Raw genomic sequence first — 19,858 nt, forward strand, 5'->3', positions numbered from 1 at the left:
ATACTACGTTGTTCTTGTTAGTTTTATAAAATATTTGTAGGTGAGGTTAACTAATTCATATTCCGATAAAGAACTGTGTGAATTGCTAAAAAGCAACGATGAGTCTGCGTTTTCAGCGATATACGATCGTTATTGGGCTAAAGTTTACCGAAATGCAATGCGCATTCTGGGTTGCGAAAGCGATGCTGAGGATGTCGTGCAGGAGGTATTCGAATCGATCTGGAAACGAAGGGCAACGCTGGAAATTCAGGGTGCATTGCCAAATTACCTTTTTTCTGCAGCAAGGTATATGGCGATCCGTCTGATTGAGAAGAACCTGGAAAAGTCCGGACATCAGGAATCGCTGTCCCTGGCTTTTTCCCGGATTGTAATGCCGGTCGTAGAATCAGAAATAGATACCAAAATGCTACAGGCAAATATCGATCATATTGTAGCCAGCCTTCCTTATAAAATGAAGGAGATATTTATTTTGAGCCGGGCCGAGCAACTGTCGCACAAAGATATCGCCAAGCGACTGAAGATATCGGAGCAAACGGTTAAAAAGCAAGTGTATTATGCGCTAAAACACATCCGGCAGCAACTGGGGCCAGTTCCGCTGATTGTCGTACTGGCGCTTATTTATACGACATCTGAAGTCGCCGTATTATTTTAACACCATTAAAATCAGTTGTTTTTATTTCCTGTAGAATGTATTAAAAGGGTTACCTGAAGGGTATTTATTTTATGGTATAAAAAAATGCCGTAACTTTTACGATCGTTACCTATCCCTATTTATAAACTATCAGCCCAAATATGAACCAAACCGTAACTGCTAAACCTAACCAAATTACAGATCATAAAGTTGAATACCTTCCCTCATTAACAGCCTTACGTGGCATCGCTGCATTACTGGTAGCGGTATTTCATTTTGAAATGGCTGCTGCCCGGTTTGTCCCTGCGGCACAATCGATGTTTTTTGAAAAATGCTACCTGATGGTAGATTTGTTCTTTATCATGAGTGGCTTTATCATGATGCATGTCTATAGCAACCATTTTAAAAACAATATACAAGCCTCAACATTGAAAAACTTTCTGGTAGCACGCTTTGCCAGAGTCTATCCGTTGCATTTATTTTCACTCCTGTTGCTGGTCGTAATCGTACGCTGGCTTACCGACTGGGGCAATCCACCGATCCTTTTAGAGCAACCATCTGATATTTTGCCGAATATCTTTTTACTGCATTCCTTCGGGTTTACAAAGATCTATTCCTGGAATATTCCTTCCTGGAGCATCAGTGCTGAATGGGCTGCCTACCTTCTTTTTCCTGTAATTGCACTATGTATCAATAAGAAAAAGACGATTTCGGTGATCCTTTTAATCATCCTTGTGGTAGTGGCCTATTATTCCATCATGTATGTGCTACCAAGAAAGAACCCGATCAATCCCCTGATCCCCGTTCCTCATAACCTAAATACAACATTCGATTATGGATATATCCGGGGAATAGCCGGGTTTACAGCTGGGGTCCTTGTATACCTGATCTATGAATTACGCGACTTCAGAAAAGCGTTCTCCTCTGATATGGTATCTCTGCTCGTAATTATTGGGATTATCCTGTCTCTGCATTTCTCACTGAACGATGGAATAACCGTTTCTCTCTTTGCAATTCTGGTACTCAGTATTACCGTAAATACTGGCAGGATTGCTAGTTTCTGTAATCGGAAATTTATGCAGTTCCTGGGGAACATCTCTTATTCCGTTTATCTTATGCAAATCTTTCTGCAAGAACCGTTTTCGCATGGAATGTATCTGCCTGGTACGATAGGGGTCGGAAGAGGTAAGCAGAATATTGAATTTTTCAGTGGAGCGATGTATTGCATGATCTATCTGATTCTACTCGTTCTCCTGTCTTACATTACTTATCAATGGGTGGAACGTCCCTGCCGGAAATTTATCAACCGCATATGGGGTAATTGAGTTCAATAGTTTTTACTTTTTCTTCAGACGTTCCACAATTAATGATGAAAAACATTGCACTCCTGTTCTGATGCTTTCTTCATCAACCCGGAAGTTTGGTGCGTGGTTCATTGCAACAATTCCCTTTTCAGGATTAGAGCCTCCAAGAAAGAAGTAAACACCCGGTATTTTTTGTTGAAAGTAGGCAAAGTCATCATTGAAATAGGGGACCTGACCATGATCTGCAATCATCACCTCTTTTCCATAAATCTTTTGAAGGGTTTTTGATGCAGCGTTCGTTAGTTTCTCGTCATTGATAACCGTTGGATTGTCCTGTACAAAGGAAATGGAAAGGAGCTGATCCTTATAGCCACTCTCTTCTACTACTTGTTTAATTTTAGGAATCAGGTCTTTCAGTTTAGTGGAATCCGTCTCGTATAAATACGCTTGCAGAGAAAGCGTGTTGTTTTTAGTATGGGTACTGAAATTCTCATCCATAAACAGGTAATCCTTAAAAATTGTATTGGCTTTTTTGAGTCCCATTTTTGGATCAATCATAAGTTGTATTTCCCAGGGCTTACTGCTGCTGCTTACACGATATAAAGAACTGTGGATTTTTTTCGTTAATGCTTTTGCTTCCTCTTTTGACAGTTCATTTTTTAGTTGGATTTTTACTCTTTTTTGGTAGGCAAACATCTCATTTGGCTTGACCATTATCTGTCCAACCGGTAATGCAGATACATGCAATCCATAAATCTCATCGGGCTTTATTTTGGAAAACAAACCATCATTGATCATCGCTTTTGCCCCAATAAAGGTTTCTTCTTCCGGCTGAAATATAAAATATACGGTTCCATTTAAAGAAGCTTTGTTTTTTACCAGGACTTCGGCTATTCCCAGCCCGACAGCCATATGTATATCATGACCACAACCATGCTGAACGCCCTTGTTTTTAGATTTGAAAGCGACCTCATCGGCAAAATCATTCGGCAGGGCATCCATATCAGATCTCCAGGCTATTGTTTTTCCTTTTCTGCCACCCTTTAAAATTCCTACCACACCATGACCATACATGTTTGTATCAACTTCAAGCCCAAGGTCCAGTAAATACTTTGCGATAACTTTTTGGGTACGTATTTCATTCCCGGCCAATTCAGGGTTTTCATGCAGGTCTCTCCTGATTTTCACCAGATTACTGAAAATGCGATCGGTTTGGAGCTTAATAGACTCATGAGATAAAGGTTCTTGTGCGAATGAGGAGGAAACAACAAACCACGATAAGAGGAATACAAGTTTTTTCATGTTTTAAGGCCAATTGATTTCAGATCAGCCAGGGGTTAGACTACACCGTAGTTAATAAAGTTACCATCGAAATTGACTTTTATTGAATTTAAGTTTATTTGCCGGGTCAAGTAGCTTTCAATTGATGGTTTTGTGCCAAATCAATTAACGTAATTTTAACTGTTAATTAACAGGATTGGCTAGGTTTGGTAAAGTAACCGCACCATTGACATCGGCTGTTGAGGTACCAGATTGCTTCAGCTGACTCCCTATATACAATTTGGCTGTAATCGTTTGACCGCTTGCTCCGTAATTTGGAGCGGATGTCTGACCTCCAAATCCCACAGCAATAATACTGTTCTGAACCGTCAGCTCTTTTGACCAGGGTAGAGAGACCGTTTCGTTGGCAGTTCCTCCATTTTGATCCGTGAAGGCCACAAGAATGCGTCCGGTATAATTTCCTGTGAGTTCGTACTTTACCACCGTGCTGCCTGACGGAGGGTTGTCGTTCTTTTTACTGCAAGAAGTAAGTGAGCCTGAGGCCAATCCTACCAGAAAGGTAGCTATAGCCAATAAAAACATTTTTTTCATAGTATTATAGTTTAGAAAGTTAAGTTTCGTTTAATTGTGGTCCATATTCCTCTTCATTTCGTTGATGATCCTTAACTCTTTCGTGATCTGGATTGAAATGACAAGGATTAAAACCATAAATATTAAGATAGAAGAGATGATGACATAGTGATAAAAACCGGCAGAGAGGTGTAGCTTAAATATTGGCAGCATGATCATAAAACCAATCACATAGAGTATAAACAGGACCGGGGTGATCAGAAAATGAATCAGCAGCCTGGACTTATAAAAAGCCATCATTTTTTTGCTAAATTCTTTGAACTGAAGTGTTGGCGCCAAACTTTTAAATTTTGCCCCTGAGAAAAATTCTATGACAACTCTAAAAAACAAGCTACTGATCATTAGTAGCATTCCCCAGGTAGATTGGGTGTTTTTAAAGGCTGAAGTGTAGAGAAAGAAACAGAGTAGGGCTACTACTGTTACCATTAAAATCAACTGGGTTGCGCGCTGTTTCCTCTTAATGTAAAGGCTGCTTTTAATGATTTCCCTGTGGCCATCTTTTGGTATTTCAGGAATATTCCTTTGTTCCCATTTAGCTTTGATGTCTTTAAAGTCGTTCATTTTGTACACATTTTGATAATTGATTTTTAATGCGGTGAATTCTGATTCTTAGTGCTTCGTAGGAGATTCCGATAATATTTGAAATCTCTTTTTGAGGGATATCCTGTAACTCCAGCAGAATAATACTTTTGTTAATTTCTGATAACTGATTGATACAGGCGTACATATTGTGATAGCGCTTTTCGGTTGGAAATTTTTCTTCGCCAACTTCATCCGGTACATCTATGGTTAAAGGCAGAAATTTCTTTTTCCTTGATTGCTGAAAGCAGGTGTTTATCGCAATCCGATAGATCCAGGTAGATATACTGGCTTCATTCCTGAACGTTTTCAGGTTCTCCCAAACCTTGATAAAAACCTCCTGTGTCAGATCTTTTGCGATATCCTCATCACCATTTACATACCCAAGGCAAAGACCAATCACCTTATGGTAATTTTCGTTATAGATTTCTTCAAACTGTTGCTCGGGGATCATTTGATGTTAAGTTCAGACTTTATTTGTGTTAGCAACCATTCCGGGTTATCATACATGATGAAGTGGCCGGAGTTTTCCGCGAAATTCAGGGTATAATTCTTCAGGTTTTTATATTGGCCTCTGTAATTGGACTCAGCAACGGACTTTCCATAAGGATGGGTAGCAGCAAGAATGTTTACCGGAATAACTATTGTAGAAAGCTGGTCTCTGAGATCCAGTTTCAAAAAGTCTGTGTATCCATAAACGAATGTTTTTCTGTCGCTCATGATGATCCGGTTACTTAGCTGTTCGTGCATTTCCTTGTTAAGGCTCATAGATTGGGCCATTTGATCAGCCATTTTCTTAAAATCCTGATCACTCATTTCAAGTAATCGTTTATTATAAGGACTTTCATAAATCATGTTTTCAGCCTTAAAATTAGGAATCATCAGCGCGCCTGTGGCTGGTAATGCATCTATAACGATCAACCGGGAGAATGTTTCAGGCTCTTCTGATACTAGCCATAAGCCTAGTACACCGCCCAAACTATGCCCAATTAGTATAGGTTTTATTAAGTGATTGGTTTTTACGTAAGCACTGATGGCATTCTTGATTTTTGGAAGCCATGGAAATGAGATGGGGGCTAGCTGTCCAAAACCGGCAAAAGTGAAACTGTGTACCTCATAATTAGCGGAAAGATCAGCTGTTATTCCCTGATAAACTTCTGCAGTACTTGCAAAACCAGGAAACAACAGAATGGGCTTGCCTTTGCCTGTAACTGTGACTTCAAATTCCTGGGCGCTCACTTTTGTCGTTAAAAGGAGCAAAAACAGGCAGGTAAAAATTCTAATTGCGCTCATTTTCATTTTTTTTGGCACTTAGATGCATTACTAAAAAAATGTTACCTATTATTTTAACAATTGATCATGAATTTACCCTGGCTCTTTAGAATGAAGGAAAATTTTCTGCCGTTCTGTATTTGCTGGGGGTTTCTCTTAAGTATTTTTTAAAAAATTCAATGAATGCACTATTACTTGAAAATTCCAGATCATTAGCAGTTTCACCAACATTTCGACCCTCCGCCAATAGTTCTATTGATTTATGAAGTCGCCATTGTTGTCTCCAATCCTGATATGACATACCTGTTTCTTTGATGAAAATACGACCTATAGTTTTCTCCGTTACATTTATTTCCCTGGCAAATTCCTTAAGAAGGGGAGGTTTAGATTTCCCAAGATTCCAATGGGCTACATGCGGCTTAATTCTTTGATCTAAAGGTTCTATCAATGTTAAACTTTCCCTGGAAACACTATTGAACTCATCCCAAAAAACAGAAATTATATTTTTCTGGCTTGTCCAGGGCATTTCCCATGGCCAAAAAGAGATTCGTTCTATGAGTTCTTTTAATAGGGGATTAACATGGAGAATCATTATTTGTTCAGGTGAATTTTGAAACTTGGCCGCATCAAAATATATAGAACGATAAGCAGCAACATTTCTAACGATTATCCTGTGGGGGCTGCCTGCCGGAATCCAGGCTGCCATTGTTGGAGGCAATAAGCTTTGTCTTCCATCTGTAAGTACGGTCATACATCCGGATGGAGCATATAATAACTGGGCTTTGCCATGTTGGTGGATACCGGAGTCATGATAATTGAAATCTGAGGCAATACCAATTACATTAGCCGGTATGACATCAGGGTTAAAAATACTGTCTTTTGATATAAATGCCATTGTCTTTATTTTGATGTTTTTTGTCTTAATACCATTAACAAGATAGGTCGATTTCTTTACAATTTTGCAATCCGTTAAAGAATATTATGAAGAAGAAACCTAATCTTTTATTGTTGATCGTATTAATTATGTTTCCACAATTTGTTGAGACCATTTATAGTCCGGCTTTACCAGATATCGCCCGGGAATTCCGGGTGAGCAGCCATCAGGCCGCACTAACCATTTCAATCTATTTTATTGCATTTGCCATAGGAGTGATTTGCTGGGGAATTTTGTCAGATGTAATTGGCCGGAAGAAATCAATGGTTTGGGGGCTGGTGACCTATGGGATTGGAGCAATAACTGCATTGCTGGCTAAGGATTTCAATATGATATTGGTGGCGAGGGTGATCGCTGCATTTGGAGCAGCTGTAGGCTCTATTATTACACAAACTATATTAAGGGATATATACGAAAAAGAGGAGCTAAGCAGGGTGTTTTCTATTATTGGTATTTCTCTTTCCATTAGTCCTGTAATTGGATTTCTAACTGGTGGAATTGCCACGAAAAGTTATGGATATAGTGGGGTATTTATGATGGTTTTATGGCTCGCTATTGTGCTGATCATTTGTACTTTATTGTTCCTGCCCGAAACAAAAAGAATGAGCGATACCAAGCCAGCCATTATCAGTACTTTAAACGAATTATTGCATGATAAAATGATTTGGATAAGTGCGTTTTTAGTCGCCTTTTTTAATATTATGCTCTTTAGTTACTATTCTATAGCTCCCTTCCTATTTGACAAAGCAGGTTATAGCGCTGAAGAGTTTGGGTATAGCGGCATATTATTAGCCATTGGTTCTTTAGGCGGAGGAGTCATTAATAAAAAACTCATTTATCAGAAAGTTCCTGCTCAGCGGTTGATTTTTCTCGCTTCAGTCATCGCGTTGCTGGGTGGGGTAGGTGTATTAATGTTACAGGGGAGTTTATGGTTCCTGTTGCCTACGCTGTTAATTGTTATTGCATTTGGTATTGCTATACCTAATATATTAAGTCAGGCGTTGATAAAGTATAAACATATCGCTGGTACAGCAGGAGCTATATTTGGTTTGATGTATTATGTTTTCATAGGGTTGGGGCTTACGATTTCAGGACTAGTCCAAAATTTCGGATTAATCATTACTGTATTTTCTTTACTATCTGTTTTCCTTATAACGATGTATAAAAACCGTTAAAAGACAAGGCTGGACTAACAATTAGCCTTTGAGAACTGTACTGGCATCGATTTCATATGAAATAGTCCCAGGTTGAATTAACTATTCTTATGATCAATAATTTCTAAAATCATTATTATATAAGTTTTCTTCAAGGTAGGCACTATTACCCCTAAGAAAAGCTTGTAAACAACTGTTGGCAAATGATAAATCACATTTAATCATTCGTGTTTGATATTCCGGATTTAAGACCTGCTTCTTTATGAAGAAACCTTTTGTTTCAAATTTAGGTCTTGTATATTCAATGCCGACCATATCCTGCATGTATCCGAACAGACATAAGCTTTCCTTTTCCCCTATATTGTTGTTTCCGGATACTTTAAAATAGTAAAACGGACTTTCTGGTGTATCTCCTGTTGCTTCAATTTGTTTATAAAGATCAGGCCAGTTAACATTCTCATAAAGTTCGATAACTATATTTATTGCATGGTCAGGGTGTACAATTGGTACGCTTGAAAAGGGTGATTGAATTTCAACTGTAAACATGGTGATGGTATTAAATTGCGGAAAATGTAAACAAAAATTTAATAGCTTACCATTTAAACTTGAAGAAACACACGCTTTTAAAAGATAAAAACTTAACAATACATTGATTCACGTAGTTAAAATTGAAAAAACCAGGTAAGCTTTTTACTTCCCTTTAAGCTATCCCATTACGGTCTGACTCCACCGTTGTAGCCAGAAAGAAACCAATTTCGTTGCTGAACTGAAGCGATTCATTAGCGGTGGTGTAGCCACCAGAATTCTCACCTAGAGTTATGTTGTTCTGTCTTATTAGTTTTAAAGCAATTTTCAGGTGCTTCACATCAGCAGAGCAAGTATTCACACCATTCTCTTTTTATGAATAAATAATGACGATAACTTGGTCTTATGAATGTAATTGAGACTAAGTCACTTGTATATGATTTCGGAAGTAAACCAGTTCTGAACGGAATTGATCTTACGGTTCAAAAGGGAAGTATATTCGGTTTTCTTGGACCAAATGGCTCAGGAAAAACAACGACAATCAGAGCATTGCTTGGGCTTGCCCGTGTGCCTGAAAAAAGCGTTATGCTTTTTGGTAAAGATATCAGGACCCACCGCATTGAAATTCTTAAAAATATAGGGTCGCTAATTGAATATCCTGCATTGTATAACCACCTTAGTGGATATGATAACCTGCACATTTTATGCAATCTAACTTCCACTCCCAAAAAAAGGATAAAGGAGCTGCTTGACCTCGTTTTGCTTACCGATTGTAGTAAAAAGGTTAGTAAATATTCTTTAGGTATGAAACAAAGGTTAGGTATCGCCGCTGCTTTGCTAACAGATCCGGAGCTGCTAATTCTGGATGAGCCCACAAACGGTCTTGATCCGGCAGGAATCAGGGACATGAGGCATTTAATCAAAACCTTGAATCAAGACTTTGGAAAAACTATTTTTATTTCAAGCCATCTCTTGTATGAAGTAGAAATGATGTGCAGCCATCTGGCGATCTTGAAGGAAGGAAAATTGGTATTCCAGGGGAGAGCCTGTGAGCTTAAAAACAAATATACCAAGCTTTTATTAGTAGACACTTCAGACAATAAAAAATCAGCGGAATTGATCGAACAGCAATATCCTGTCAAACTAACCGAAAATTTAATCGAGGCAGTCGTTAAGGAAGAAAAGGACACGGCAGTTATCTCGAGAATACTGTTTAGAAATGATATAGATATCTACAGGCTGGAACCAAAAAGCCAAAATTTAGAAGAATTATTTTTTAATCTCACCACAAATGATTGATCGCGTTATTAAATCCACATTAAGGTTTTATGCAGAGCTTCAAAAACTCAAAAATACCCTGGCTATTTTAGTTGCAGTCGCACTCCCATTATTTGTTGCCTTTTTAAGTTTTGTAATTTATCTTTCCGAAGGGCATAAATTAATTATCGCAGGAACTAATCCCTGGCACGGATATATATACCACCTGCAAAAATTTTGGGCTGGTCTGCTGTTGCCACTCACAATTATTATTGAAGCATCATTAATCAACTCGATTGAGCACTCGAATAACATGTGGAAGCAGATTTACGTTTTACCAGTTTCTAAATTCGCGGTTTATTTTTATAAGCTTTTAGCTTTCATCTTTCTAAATATCCTAATGGCGCTCAGCCTAACGTTTTTCATTCAATTGTTTGGCTTTCTTTTAATATTTATAAAACCTGAATTTGGATTTGATTCCCCGAGCCTCATTAAAGAAAGCCTGTTACTGTCGCTAAAAATGATGCTCGCATCATCCGCAATTATTGGTTTTCAATTCTTACTGAGTTTCAATTTCCGGTCTTTTGTAATACCCACAGTTATTGGTTTCTGTATAACAGTGGGTATGGGAATAGCCTCATCATGGAAACATATTGAGTTCTTGCCTTATTCTTATCCCTCATTGTCGACAAATAGTCAGGATGCCCGAATTTGGAATACCTATGTAATTATCGCTTTGCTCTCCCTGGTATTGACATCAGCAGCAGGTTTTTATGTATCTTCAAAAAAGGAAATAAGTTGAGACCAGTTTTGAAGACAGCGATTTATACCATAATTCATATTTCAGTGTGGCTAATGGTGTATTCCCTAACCCTGAAAATAGCCAGTACCTCATTCTTTTATAATCCAGTGATGTGGATTACGGGGATATTGGCTTTTTACACCAATATTTATGTATTTATTCCTGCCTACGTACGCAATAGCAGCAGATGGTTCAAGCATGCCTGCTTAACTTTACTCATGATAATGGTTCTTAGCAGCATCGAGTTTGGGTTGGATTACCTGTTAAAACTAGAACCTGTATTTATCAGGGGCAGATCACCGAATACATTTATTGAAATCATAATCATATTCGGCGCTATTGCTTTTGTAAAAACAATTATTGTAATGCCACTGTCTTATCTTTTTCAATTCATAAAGGATCTGATTGTCTATAAGAAGGTGAGTGTATTCGCCGAAATATCTTTGCATATCCTCATCATCGCGATGTTTTACTTGCTGAGGATTATGGAATATCCGCAATTCGCGCCAGAAAAAACACCTTTTTTATTTCTCTTCAAAGCGGTATATTCGTTCATACTCGTTACGATCAGCCTATCATTTTTCTACCTGAACTCCTTTTGGTTTATACCTTCTTTTCTGACCAGGCGGAAATACATATTGTATTTTTCTTTGCTGATGTTGATGATTGCCGGATCAGTATTGCTAGAATGGGCAATCTATTCCATTCCGGTCTTTAGCCCTCAACAGACAAACGTCCTAACGAAAACCATAGCCCCTTCGCTGGTATTTAAGTTATTGATACTTTTAGCTTCCTTTTTGTATCGATTTACAAAAGACTGGTTCAAACATGAAAACCTGCGCAAGAAATTGGAATCAGAAAAATTGCTTGCTGAACTGGATCTTTTAAAGTTGCAGGTCCATCCGCATTTTTTATTCAATACGCTGAATAATATCTATTCACAGGCTATGCAAGAAGATAGTCCCAAAACTGTTCAAAGTATAGCCAGATTAAGTGGTTTAATGCGTTACATGTTGGAAGAATGCAGCCAGGATTTGGTTCTGATCAATAGAGAATTAGCATATATCCAGGATTACATAAGTCTGCAGAAATTAAGAATCGACCAACATAATCAAATTAAAACAGATTATAAAACTGATCAATCCGACACACTTTTAATCGTCCCCATGCTTTTGGTTCCTTTTATTGAAAACGCATTTAAATACGGAATCAGTAATAAAGTCGCATCGTTTATTCACATGAAAATAGAGGTATCCGATGATAAGCTACTCTTCTCTATCCAAAACCCAATTCATGAGCGCAAAAATATGCAAATAAGCACAGGGCTGGGACTATTGAATGTCAGACAGAGATTGACTCACTCTTATCCGGACAATCATAAGCTTTCAATAAATGACAAGGACGGTATATTCAATGTAAATTTAACAATCAAGCTTTCATATGGACTGCATAGCAATAGACGATGAGCCGCTGGCACTGGATGTGATTCAATATCATTCAGAAAAAATTCCGTTCATTAGCGTAAAATCGGTATTTACCGATGCCTTTAAAGCACTGGATTACCTACAATCTAATACGGTAAATCTGGTTTTTATGGATATTTCTATGCCGGATATTTCTGGTTTACAACTGGTTAGAAGTCTCCCTAATCCTCCAATGGTCATTTTTACAACGGCTTATAGTAATTATGCCGCCGAGAGTTATGACCTGAACGCAGTCGACTACCTGGTAAAGCCTATTGAATTTGATCGGTTTTTAATTGCCTGTAATAAGGCAAATGCTATTTACAAGAGGGAGATGAACGCCGAAAATATTCGATCAGGTAAATTCATGATTATTAAAAGCGGTCACGAATCCTTTAAGATCAATTTTGAAGACATTCAATACATTGAGGCGGAAGGCAACCTTGTGAATTTTGTAGCCAGCGACAGAAAAGTCACTACAAGGTTATCCATAAAAGAAGTTTTGAAATTGCTTCCGGTAGAAAAGTTCATTCAGGTACACAGGTCATTTATTATATCACTGTCTTATTTAAATAAATTTGAAAATCATCAACTAATTGTTGCAAATAGGAGTATACCATTAGGTGGAAATTATAAACAGCAATTCATTGACTTTCTCAACGGAAATAATACTAAATCAATATCATGAGACTCGCACCGATCTATCTTATATTGCCGGTTTTTCTTTTAGGCTGCTCATCTTCCCATCATGAATTTGAAGGTAAAAAGAGCGAGAAAGCAGTTATTCTGGAGCTTGAGAAGATCATTGCAGAAAAATTACCCAAAAATAGAAGTATATCCGGGGCTATAGTCAAAGGAGATAAAATCATCTGGTCAAAAGCATTTGGTATTTCTAATCTGAAGACTCAGTCTTTGGCAGATACTGCCAGCATTTATCGCATTGGTTCCATTTCAAAACCATTCACGGCCTTTTTAATGATGCTTTTAGTACAGGATCGCGTCATCAATTTGGATGATCCTGTTGAATTATACTTCCCGGAGATAAAAAAACTTAATGGATATTCGGAGGCTACAAAAATTACCTTCCAACAGTTAGCGACTCATACATCCGGCTTAATGAGGGAACCAGAGTTACCAAATGCCGCTTCGGGATCCATTGAGGAGTGGGAAAGTAAAATTTTAGAAGCCATACCAACTACCTCCTTTGAATCTAAACCTGGTGAGAAGTTTAGCTATTCAAATATTGGATACGGGATTTTAGGATTAGCTCTTTCCAAAGCAGCTCAAAAACCCTTTATCGAATTGATTGAGAAAAGGATTTTTGAGCCCTTGAATATGAATTCCAGTTACTTTGCTGTGCCTAAAGAAAAACTTTCTGATTTATCAACTGGGATTCAGGATTCTGATGGAAAGATGGATGTAAAAACGCCTCTGCTTGAACATAGTGGCCGTGGATACAAAGTTCCCAATGGAGGCATATATTCTACTCCCAATGATTTAGCGAAATTCATGATATACAACATGGGAACTTCATCTAATCTTGTATCAGGTGAAAATTTGGAAATGATGCAAAATGAAATAACTGGTATTGGGGAGCGGAATTATTATGGCATAGGTTTTTTTGTTAATAGGAGAGACCAATTGACCATAATAAATCATGGAGGGGCGGTTGCTGGTTATACAGCAAACTTTGCTTTTGCAAGAGCGAATAAATATGGAATCATACTTATGAGGAACTATTCTCAAGGAGAACCCGATATTTGGGAACTACCTTTTGAACTATTAGAAGCCTTGAATAAAGTCAAGCAATAAATGCTTACTGCTTTTTTACTAGCTATTAATTGATAGGTAAAGACGGAACTTTTACATTTTCAAAAGCTGCGATAGGTGCCTGGATCAAGACACTCCAAAACCGAAGCTATATTTCATCTAAAACATCCATAAAATTATTCATGAATAATTACTGCCTTATTTAAAAGACTATTTGTACGCAAGCCTCAGCCAAAAAACTAACTCGAAGGAAATTTAAATAAACAGACAAAGTATTGCAGTCTAACAGAATGTTTACTTTATTTTTGTAATTCCACCATAAAAAAAATATAGCAAACTTAATTAACGAAATTACCAATTTTAATAATATGAAATTACCTCTCAACAGTTTATACCATTTGTTTTTTCTTCTTTTTTCATTAGGTTATAATCATCTATGTTCAGCCCAGACTTTCGATCATGGTGAAGTAATTAACGGGCCTGGTTTTGGATACGGCGCTGTTAAAGCTTTTGATGCCGACCGTGATGGTGATCTGGATATTTTATCTTTTCCGTACTTGTATTTTAACGATGGTCATGGCAGAAAAGAGAAAATAATTGTCATAGGAGATAGTAAAAAAGAATATGAAGATTTTAGTATTGAAGACATTGACGGTGATAAAGATAAAGATATTGTAGTATTATATAAAAATGGAGATATCGCTGTTTTTCTTAATGATACTAAGGGTTTTAATAAGAAAGAGCAAAAAAAAGAAGTAACCTATCGTCCTTCTGAGTACGCTAATTTGTATTTATATGATGCCAATGCAGACGGTATTTGTGATATTATTATTTCTGGCCTAAGAGGGGTTCCAGTTGCTTATATAGGTGCTGCAAATTAGCAATTTACTTATTTTAATGCGTTCAATGGATCTTTTCCTAATTTCAATTATATACTGGGAATTGATCTCAATAAAGACGGTATTCAGGAGCTGCTAGTACCTGATTATGCAAATAAAAAAGGAGGGAAGCTCTCACTGAATGTTTATTCTTTCAAAGGAAATAAATATGTAATTATTGAGACCATTGCGCTGACCGCAGGCGGAATAGCTAGTGTCAAGTTAATAGATATGGATAAAGATGGGGATCAGGACTTAGTGTATTCAGATGGTTATTCGAATCGTGGCATATATTGGATAGAAAGAAATAGTAAAGGTGGTTTTGGGAAAAACCATGCACTAATTGGTTCGCTTGAACTAGAGGATTTTCAACTTGGAGATTTTGATTCAGACGGAGACCTTGATCTGGCTTATTTTACGCAACAAAACCAATATACCTTCATCAAGTGGGCTGAAAATAAAGGGAACAATGTCTTTATCAAAAGTCAAAAAAGCTTACTGCCTAATATCAAAGGATCTCAATCATTTGTTTTCGAAGATTTTAACGGTGACAAGATAAAAGATGTACTGTTTTATGATGACGATAAAGAAAAAATAAGGCCACGATACACGATGGTTTTACAGCAAAGGAACAATCAGGTAAAAGAAAAGAATACCTGGATTATAAAATCTAATTGTTCTGGTTTTGTTTTTACTGATTTGGATAAAAACGGAACTAAAGATCTTGTGGGGTATTATAACAATGAATTATTCTATATTCTAATAGATAATAAAGGAAAGTATTCTAAACCATTAGAATTGCTAAAAAGTCCTTTTAAAATTGAAAATCTGAAATGTGCCGATGTTGACAATGATGGAAAAGATGATTTGCTAATATGTTCTGATGATCGGAATAATGGAAAACTTGGATGGTATAAAAATGAAGGAGGTATAAAATTTAAGCCTTTTAACATTATTCATGATGAAAAAGAAAGGCTGATCAGTTTTGCAATTATTGATTATGATAACGATGGTAATAAAGATGTGGCCGTAAATTATTGGAGTGACAAAACCCGTGGTTTTTATATCTATAAAAATATTGGTAAAGGTATTTTTAACAAAAACCGAACTATGGTTACAGAAACTACAGATTCATTCCCTGTTCTCGGTGTATGTGATGTTAATGGAAACAAGATCGACGAGCTAATCGATCACGGATCAAAAACCTGGTTCAATTATAAGGGAAATGAAAAATGGGAGAAACTACCTAGTCCATTTCAAGATCAGTTTATTAAAGACATCTATAAAGCAAAACTAGATAACAATGATTCGCCGGATTACCTGGTGCTTTCAATTAGTAAGCTCAAATGGTTAGAATATAACAATAAGGAACAATGGCAAAATAAGACGCTCCCCGATGATTTTGGTACTGATATGATAAGAGTTGGAGATATCAATGGAGATGGGTATGATGATGTGATCTGTTTGGCTAATAAATATAGCTTAGCTGAAGGATTTGATGCAGATTTATCTTTTAGCTCCAAATATTCAATCGTCTGTTTGCTCAACGATAAGTCAGGGAATTTTATACCAAAGACTTTATTCCCGGTTTCAGGTTTAACTAACATTGAGCTACAGGATATTGATAATGATGGTGATCTTGATATGCTAACATCTGGTAGCCAATGGCCTACAGCTGGTATTACGGTATGGAAAAATTTACGCATTAATTGATAAATTCTGTAATCCCGGTGCCACATGAGAACGCTGAGGTTGAAAGCAGGAGATTAGCATCAATATACGAACAACTTAAAGATGAATTTTTTCAAAATGAAACAGGATAAGCATGAGATTGATTACTAATAAATTAATTTTTTAAGACCGACACCTAATATCATATATTTATGAGTTAGTGGCAACCTTACAAACAAACTTATGTACCAAGAACAAATTGACAGAATTCTAAAGAAAGTTTCAATATTAGACCTGAAACTTGACCCTGTTATTTCCAAGACCACCCTTTTGGAAATAGAGAAAAAGCTAAATATAAAGTTGCCAGAAAGCTATATAAACTATTTGACAAAAATTCAAAATGGCGGTTTTTCAGACACATTGCATAAAAATGGACCTTATTATGGAATTTACTCAATAGACAAATCAGTTTCTGAAAATTCAGAATGGGAAATTGATTTGAACAAAGAATTTTTGTTAACAGAGGACTTAAATTTTGGAGACTTCTACAACGGAGAAGAAAATTATGAAAAGCATTGTTGGCGTTATGAAAACGACATTGAATATCAAAAAAATATTCAGCAAGTATTAGAAAAGTATCAAGACACGAATTTACTGTCGGGAACTTTACCTATTTGCGAATATGGTTGTGGCGACTTTTTCAGACTTGTAGTTAACGGTTCAAACGCAGGAGAAATTTGGGCAGATTGCGGAATCATTAATGGAACAGGTTTTTATTCCTTAAATATTGATATTTTAACTTTTTATGAAAATTGGTTGGACAGACGAATTGAAGTTAAAAAAGACCCGACAAGAGCTCTAATAAATGCTTATAATCCAACATTAGAATTTGGAAATAATGAAAAATACAAAATTATAGACCAACAAGGCAGCCAATAATATTGGGTTTGGCAATAGTGGGGCTGACAGTACAAAATTCAACAGTAGTTTTTCAATTAAACTTTTGTGCAAAGGCTCGGCTGACGGTTTTCAAATGCCCCACCACCGCCAAGCCCTGCTCGTTGATTCAAAACTAAGTCAATTTCTTTTTCAACAATGCCATATCAGCCCCAACTTTAATATCCAATATCTTGGCGTAATGTTGCGTAGTCCAGATATTGGTGTGTCCAAGCATTTTTGATACGCTTTCTATCGGTACTCCGTTTAAGAGGGTTATAGTGGTGGCAAAAGTGTGTCGGGCAATAGGTGAAGTCAGTTTCTTATCTATTCCGCAGAGGTCGGCAATTTCCTTTAAATATTCATTCATTTTCTGATTGCTTGGAACAGGCAGTAACGTTCCCTTATTAACACATCTGTCACTATCCAACCATTAGCCAAACAGATGTGGATGATCTTTCCCAGATTTTTAATGTCCTTAACCACATAGCTATTGGCACAACTCTTATCCGACCTTAAATAAAAATCAAAGTCGCTGATGAAAGACTGGTTAATATGGCGAATGTCCATATCGGTCATATTGTATTTTAACCGGATGAAGTTTTCCAGATGCTTCTCCAAGACCTTGTAACGGTTCAAGGTGCCGTGTACAAACTCTTTACCCACCAATGCCTTCATTTTTTCGTTGTGGTCTCTTACCGCTTCCATTAAGGTATGTGATTTTTCCCCTTTACCCAGGTACCTGTTTTTGATGGCATCGGCTGTAATCGTTTCTCCAACCTTAATCAATGACTGGTGGGCATCATAAACGAATGTCTGTAACTGGTCGAGATAGGCATTTTGCATTCTTCCTTTGTGCCTTTAATCCGCCCGGCTTTGGCATTCCAACTTTTTGGCTCACAATCCCTGCCAGTTGTGATTTCTGAACGCTTGCCCCCAACGGTAATCCTCATATAGATAGGAACGTTGCCATTAATGTAGTTCTTTTGCTTTTTCAGATAGAAAAGCAGGCTAAAATTGGTTTTCATCATTCAATGATTAAGGGTGAAACAAATTTAGCTTTGCTGCTTAACGTCTACAAGATGTTCAATTTATAACAACCTGTTTAATAACTGGTAGTTCCCTAAAAATAAAAACCCTGCTAATCGTGCGATTGCAGGGTTTTATACGTTTTGATGATGAATCTGGTGATCCCGCTGGGATTCGAACCCAGGACCACTACATTAAAAGTGTAATGCTCTACCAGCTGAGCTACGGAATCATTTATGGTTCCCTTGTTTCGGGAGTGCAAAAGTATAATTTTTACTCAAATATTCTGCTTGTCAATTACTAAAAATTGAAAATAAAATCAAATTCCTTTCTAATCTGTTGATATATAGGGTAAAAAATTTTTGTCTTTTTTCTCAAAACCGCTCAATCTGCATCAATTTCCCATGTTTACGGTTTGTGAAGGCTTAGCTTCAGCTTTCTCATGGAATATTACTATACTCGTGATACATTTAAAACCCATCAGCGAAATTCAAAATGATGCCCAAAGAATTAATCTCCAAAAAGGACAACATCATTATCTATTGTGTATTTGGCTTGCCAATGCTCGTTTTAATAGGGTTTGTATTATACACAGCATTTTCCGGACCGAATCGGGAAGAATTAAGGATACAGGATGACGTTTCACTGAATTTTAATGGACGTGTTGATTCTATGTATTTTGATGAAAGAAATCACAATGGAAAATATGCAGTATTAAATACCAACCAGATCTTTCCGATTTATAGAAATTGGGAACGTAACATTCATATCGGTGATTCCTTATCGAAGGAGAAAGGAACATTTCTGCTGGAAATTTATAAGAAAAATAAAACCAAGGTCACGCTAAACTACATGGATACTTATAAAAGATTCCCAGGTTCTGCACGCGGCTGGACTTTAGTGCTTATTGAAAGTGCCGCTTTGGATTTCAATGGAAAAATAGATTCTGTCTACTATGATCAGAAGAACCATAATACAAAAACGGTGGTTTTAAAAGACGGATATACTTATGGAATATGGGCTGCCTGGGAACCATTTATAGAAATTGGGGATTCTCTGTCTAAGAAAAGAGGATCTTTGGATCTTATAGTCTACAAAAAGAACAAAGGTAAGATGATCTTAAATTATCAAACGTTGTGGAAATCCAATTAATTCATATTCAATACCATCATCCTCCAACTCTGCAACTTTAATGAAGTTAAGTCGCTCAAGGAGTTTTATTGCATTCTCATTTCCTTTACTGGTCTCTGCCCAAATGCGTTTCAATCCGATCTCATTTATTCCAAAGTCTATCGCTAAAGCTATAGACGCAGACATATAACCTTGTCCCTGATATTGAGGTAATAAAACAAAGCCAAGCTCTCCGCTTCCTTTATCCAGTCCACGGTAATAACCACAGGTTCCGATAATTTTGTTGGTTACGCGTTCTGCAATGCCCCAGTGGATGGAGTTCCCTTCCACATAGTCCATATTGATTTTATCCTGCATGGCTATGGCCTGTTGCCATGAATTGGCCTGAACGGCATCATAAAATGAAATTTCGATAATGTCATGAACATCAGCAGGCTGAATTTGTCGCAAGGAGACTTTGTCGCCACGAATATCAGGAAAGGTGTGGTATGGTGGTAATTGCATTTTCTTGGTCTCTATTGAAGGATGTATATCATATATGATGGTAAAAATGAGCTTAAATATAGCATTTAAGTCGTCTGTCTTCTAATTTGTAATTTAAAGTATAGATA

Annotated in this window: 23 protein-coding genes and 1 tRNA gene; 12 read left to right on the top strand and 12 right to left on the bottom strand. The window is 37.0% G+C overall.

The window, feature by feature from the left end:
- Positions 1-40 precede the first annotated feature (40 nt).
- The gene (locus BUC20_RS02665; protein ID WP_073227051.1) at positions 41-652 is read left to right on the top strand and encodes an RNA polymerase sigma factor; all 612 of its coding nucleotides are present in this window, start codon (positions 41-43) and stop codon (positions 650-652) included.
- Positions 653-792: 140 nt separating this feature from the next.
- A complete protein-coding gene (locus BUC20_RS02670) occupies positions 793-1,956 on the top strand; it encodes an acyltransferase family protein (RefSeq protein WP_073227053.1) in 1,164 nt (387 codons plus the stop codon).
- A 12-nt stretch (positions 1,957-1,968) separates the two neighbouring features.
- Here BUC20_RS02670 and BUC20_RS02675 read toward each other — a convergent pair whose 3' ends face one another.
- From BUC20_RS02675 to BUC20_RS02700, 6 genes are all read right to left on the bottom strand, one after another.
- Entirely contained in the window at positions 1,969-3,237 is a 1,269-nt protein-coding gene (locus BUC20_RS02675) for a M20 metallopeptidase family protein (protein ID WP_073227056.1), read from the bottom strand.
- A 162-nt stretch (positions 3,238-3,399) separates the two neighbouring features.
- Entirely contained in the window at positions 3,400-3,807 is a 408-nt protein-coding gene (locus BUC20_RS02680) for a hypothetical protein (protein ID WP_073227059.1), read from the bottom strand.
- Between the two features lie 30 nt (positions 3,808-3,837).
- The gene (locus BUC20_RS02685) at positions 3,838-4,407 is read right to left on the bottom strand and encodes a hypothetical protein (RefSeq protein ID WP_073227062.1); all 570 of its coding nucleotides are present in this window, start codon (positions 4,405-4,407) and stop codon (positions 3,838-3,840) included.
- Positions 4,394-4,879: an RNA polymerase sigma factor gene (locus tag BUC20_RS02690; RefSeq protein WP_073227064.1), complete on the bottom strand. Its 486-nt coding sequence runs from the start codon at positions 4,877-4,879 to the stop codon at positions 4,394-4,396. The genes BUC20_RS02685 and BUC20_RS02690 overlap by 14 nt, the downstream gene beginning before the upstream one ends.
- Entirely contained in the window at positions 4,876-5,718 is an 843-nt protein-coding gene (locus tag BUC20_RS02695) for an alpha/beta fold hydrolase (RefSeq protein ID WP_084528629.1), read from the bottom strand. The genes BUC20_RS02690 and BUC20_RS02695 overlap by 4 nt, the downstream gene beginning before the upstream one ends.
- Positions 5,719-5,803: 85 nt before the next feature.
- Complete coding sequence (locus BUC20_RS02700; RefSeq protein ID WP_073227069.1) at positions 5,804-6,592, bottom strand: AraC family transcriptional regulator; 789 nt, start codon at positions 6,590-6,592, stop codon at positions 5,804-5,806.
- An 86-nt stretch (positions 6,593-6,678) separates the two neighbouring features.
- Between BUC20_RS02700 and BUC20_RS02705 the strand changes: the two genes are divergently transcribed.
- Complete coding sequence (locus tag BUC20_RS02705) at positions 6,679-7,806, top strand: multidrug effflux MFS transporter (protein ID WP_073227071.1); 1,128 nt, start codon at positions 6,679-6,681, stop codon at positions 7,804-7,806.
- Between the two features lie 93 nt (positions 7,807-7,899).
- Here the strand turns inward: BUC20_RS02705 and BUC20_RS02710 are convergent, their stop codons facing one another.
- Positions 7,900-8,331, bottom strand: coding sequence for a hypothetical protein (locus BUC20_RS02710; protein ID WP_073227074.1), 432 nt, complete (start codon positions 8,329-8,331; stop codon positions 7,900-7,902).
- A 384-nt stretch (positions 8,332-8,715) separates the two neighbouring features.
- On the opposite strand from BUC20_RS02710, the gene BUC20_RS02715 reads away from it, so the two are divergent.
- The 8 genes from BUC20_RS02715 to BUC20_RS02750 all read left to right on the top strand — a co-directional run bounded on the left by BUC20_RS02715 (position 8,716) and on the right by BUC20_RS02750 (position 17,090).
- Complete coding sequence (locus BUC20_RS02715; protein WP_073227077.1) at positions 8,716-9,609, top strand: ABC transporter ATP-binding protein; 894 nt, start codon at positions 8,716-8,718, stop codon at positions 9,607-9,609.
- Complete coding sequence (locus BUC20_RS02720) at positions 9,602-10,369, top strand: ABC transporter permease (RefSeq protein ID WP_073227080.1); 768 nt, start codon at positions 9,602-9,604, stop codon at positions 10,367-10,369. Before BUC20_RS02715 ends, BUC20_RS02720 begins: the two co-directional genes overlap by 8 nt.
- A 110-nt stretch (positions 10,370-10,479) precedes the next feature.
- Entirely contained in the window at positions 10,480-11,835 is a 1,356-nt protein-coding gene (locus BUC20_RS02725) for a sensor histidine kinase (RefSeq protein ID WP_234994469.1), read from the top strand.
- The gene (locus BUC20_RS02730) at positions 11,810-12,520 is read left to right on the top strand and encodes a LytR/AlgR family response regulator transcription factor (RefSeq protein ID WP_073227085.1); all 711 of its coding nucleotides are present in this window, start codon (positions 11,810-11,812) and stop codon (positions 12,518-12,520) included. Before BUC20_RS02725 ends, BUC20_RS02730 begins: the two co-directional genes overlap by 26 nt.
- On the top strand, positions 12,517-13,644 hold the full coding sequence (locus BUC20_RS02735; RefSeq protein WP_073227088.1) for a serine hydrolase domain-containing protein: 1,128 nt from the start codon (positions 12,517-12,519) through the stop codon (positions 13,642-13,644). Before BUC20_RS02730 ends, BUC20_RS02735 begins: the two co-directional genes overlap by 4 nt.
- Before the next feature lie 326 nt (positions 13,645-13,970).
- Positions 13,971-14,483 (top strand): FG-GAP-like repeat-containing protein, encoded by a 513-nt coding sequence (locus BUC20_RS02740; RefSeq protein WP_073227091.1) that lies wholly within the window; start codon positions 13,971-13,973, stop codon positions 14,481-14,483.
- 60 nt (positions 14,484-14,543) lie between these two features.
- Positions 14,544-16,193, top strand: a complete 1,650-nt coding sequence (locus BUC20_RS02745) for an FG-GAP repeat domain-containing protein (RefSeq protein WP_394334161.1) — start codon at positions 14,544-14,546, stop codon at positions 16,191-16,193.
- Positions 16,194-16,394: 201 nt separating this feature from the next.
- Complete coding sequence (locus tag BUC20_RS02750; RefSeq protein WP_073227097.1) at positions 16,395-17,090, top strand: SMI1/KNR4 family protein; 696 nt, start codon at positions 16,395-16,397, stop codon at positions 17,088-17,090.
- 133 nt (positions 17,091-17,223) lie between these two features.
- On the opposite strand, the gene BUC20_RS34360 is transcribed toward BUC20_RS02750, so the two are convergent.
- The 4 genes from BUC20_RS34360 to BUC20_RS02760 form a co-directional block, all read right to left on the bottom strand.
- A complete protein-coding gene (locus BUC20_RS34360; protein ID WP_317042755.1) occupies positions 17,224-17,457 on the bottom strand; it encodes a tyrosine-type recombinase/integrase in 234 nt (77 codons plus the stop codon).
- Positions 17,454-17,933, bottom strand: a complete 480-nt coding sequence (locus BUC20_RS34365; RefSeq protein ID WP_317042756.1) for a phage integrase SAM-like domain-containing protein — start codon at positions 17,931-17,933, stop codon at positions 17,454-17,456. Before BUC20_RS34365 ends, BUC20_RS34360 begins: the two co-directional genes overlap by 4 nt.
- On the bottom strand, positions 17,873-18,118 hold the full coding sequence (locus BUC20_RS34370; protein ID WP_317042757.1) for an Arm DNA-binding domain-containing protein: 246 nt from the start codon (positions 18,116-18,118) through the stop codon (positions 17,873-17,875). Before BUC20_RS34370 ends, BUC20_RS34365 begins: the two co-directional genes overlap by 61 nt.
- A 154-nt stretch (positions 18,119-18,272) precedes the next feature.
- Positions 18,273-18,348 (bottom strand) — tRNA-Lys (locus tag BUC20_RS02760).
- Positions 18,349-18,611: 263 nt separating this feature from the next.
- On the opposite strand from BUC20_RS02760, the gene BUC20_RS02765 reads away from it, so the two are divergent.
- Entirely contained in the window at positions 18,612-19,268 is a 657-nt protein-coding gene (locus BUC20_RS02765; RefSeq protein ID WP_073227100.1) for a hypothetical protein, read from the top strand.
- Here the strand turns inward: BUC20_RS02765 and BUC20_RS02770 are convergent.
- Positions 19,236-19,751: a GNAT family N-acetyltransferase gene (locus tag BUC20_RS02770; RefSeq protein ID WP_073227102.1), complete on the bottom strand. Its 516-nt coding sequence runs from the start codon at positions 19,749-19,751 to the stop codon at positions 19,236-19,238. The genes BUC20_RS02765 and BUC20_RS02770 overlap by 33 nt on opposite strands.
- Positions 19,752-19,858: the final 107 nt, after the last annotated feature.

Origin of the sequence: Pedobacter caeni (genome assembly GCF_900129215.1) — a bacterium.
Lineage (GTDB): Bacteria > Bacteroidota > Bacteroidia > Sphingobacteriales > Sphingobacteriaceae > Pedobacter > Pedobacter caeni.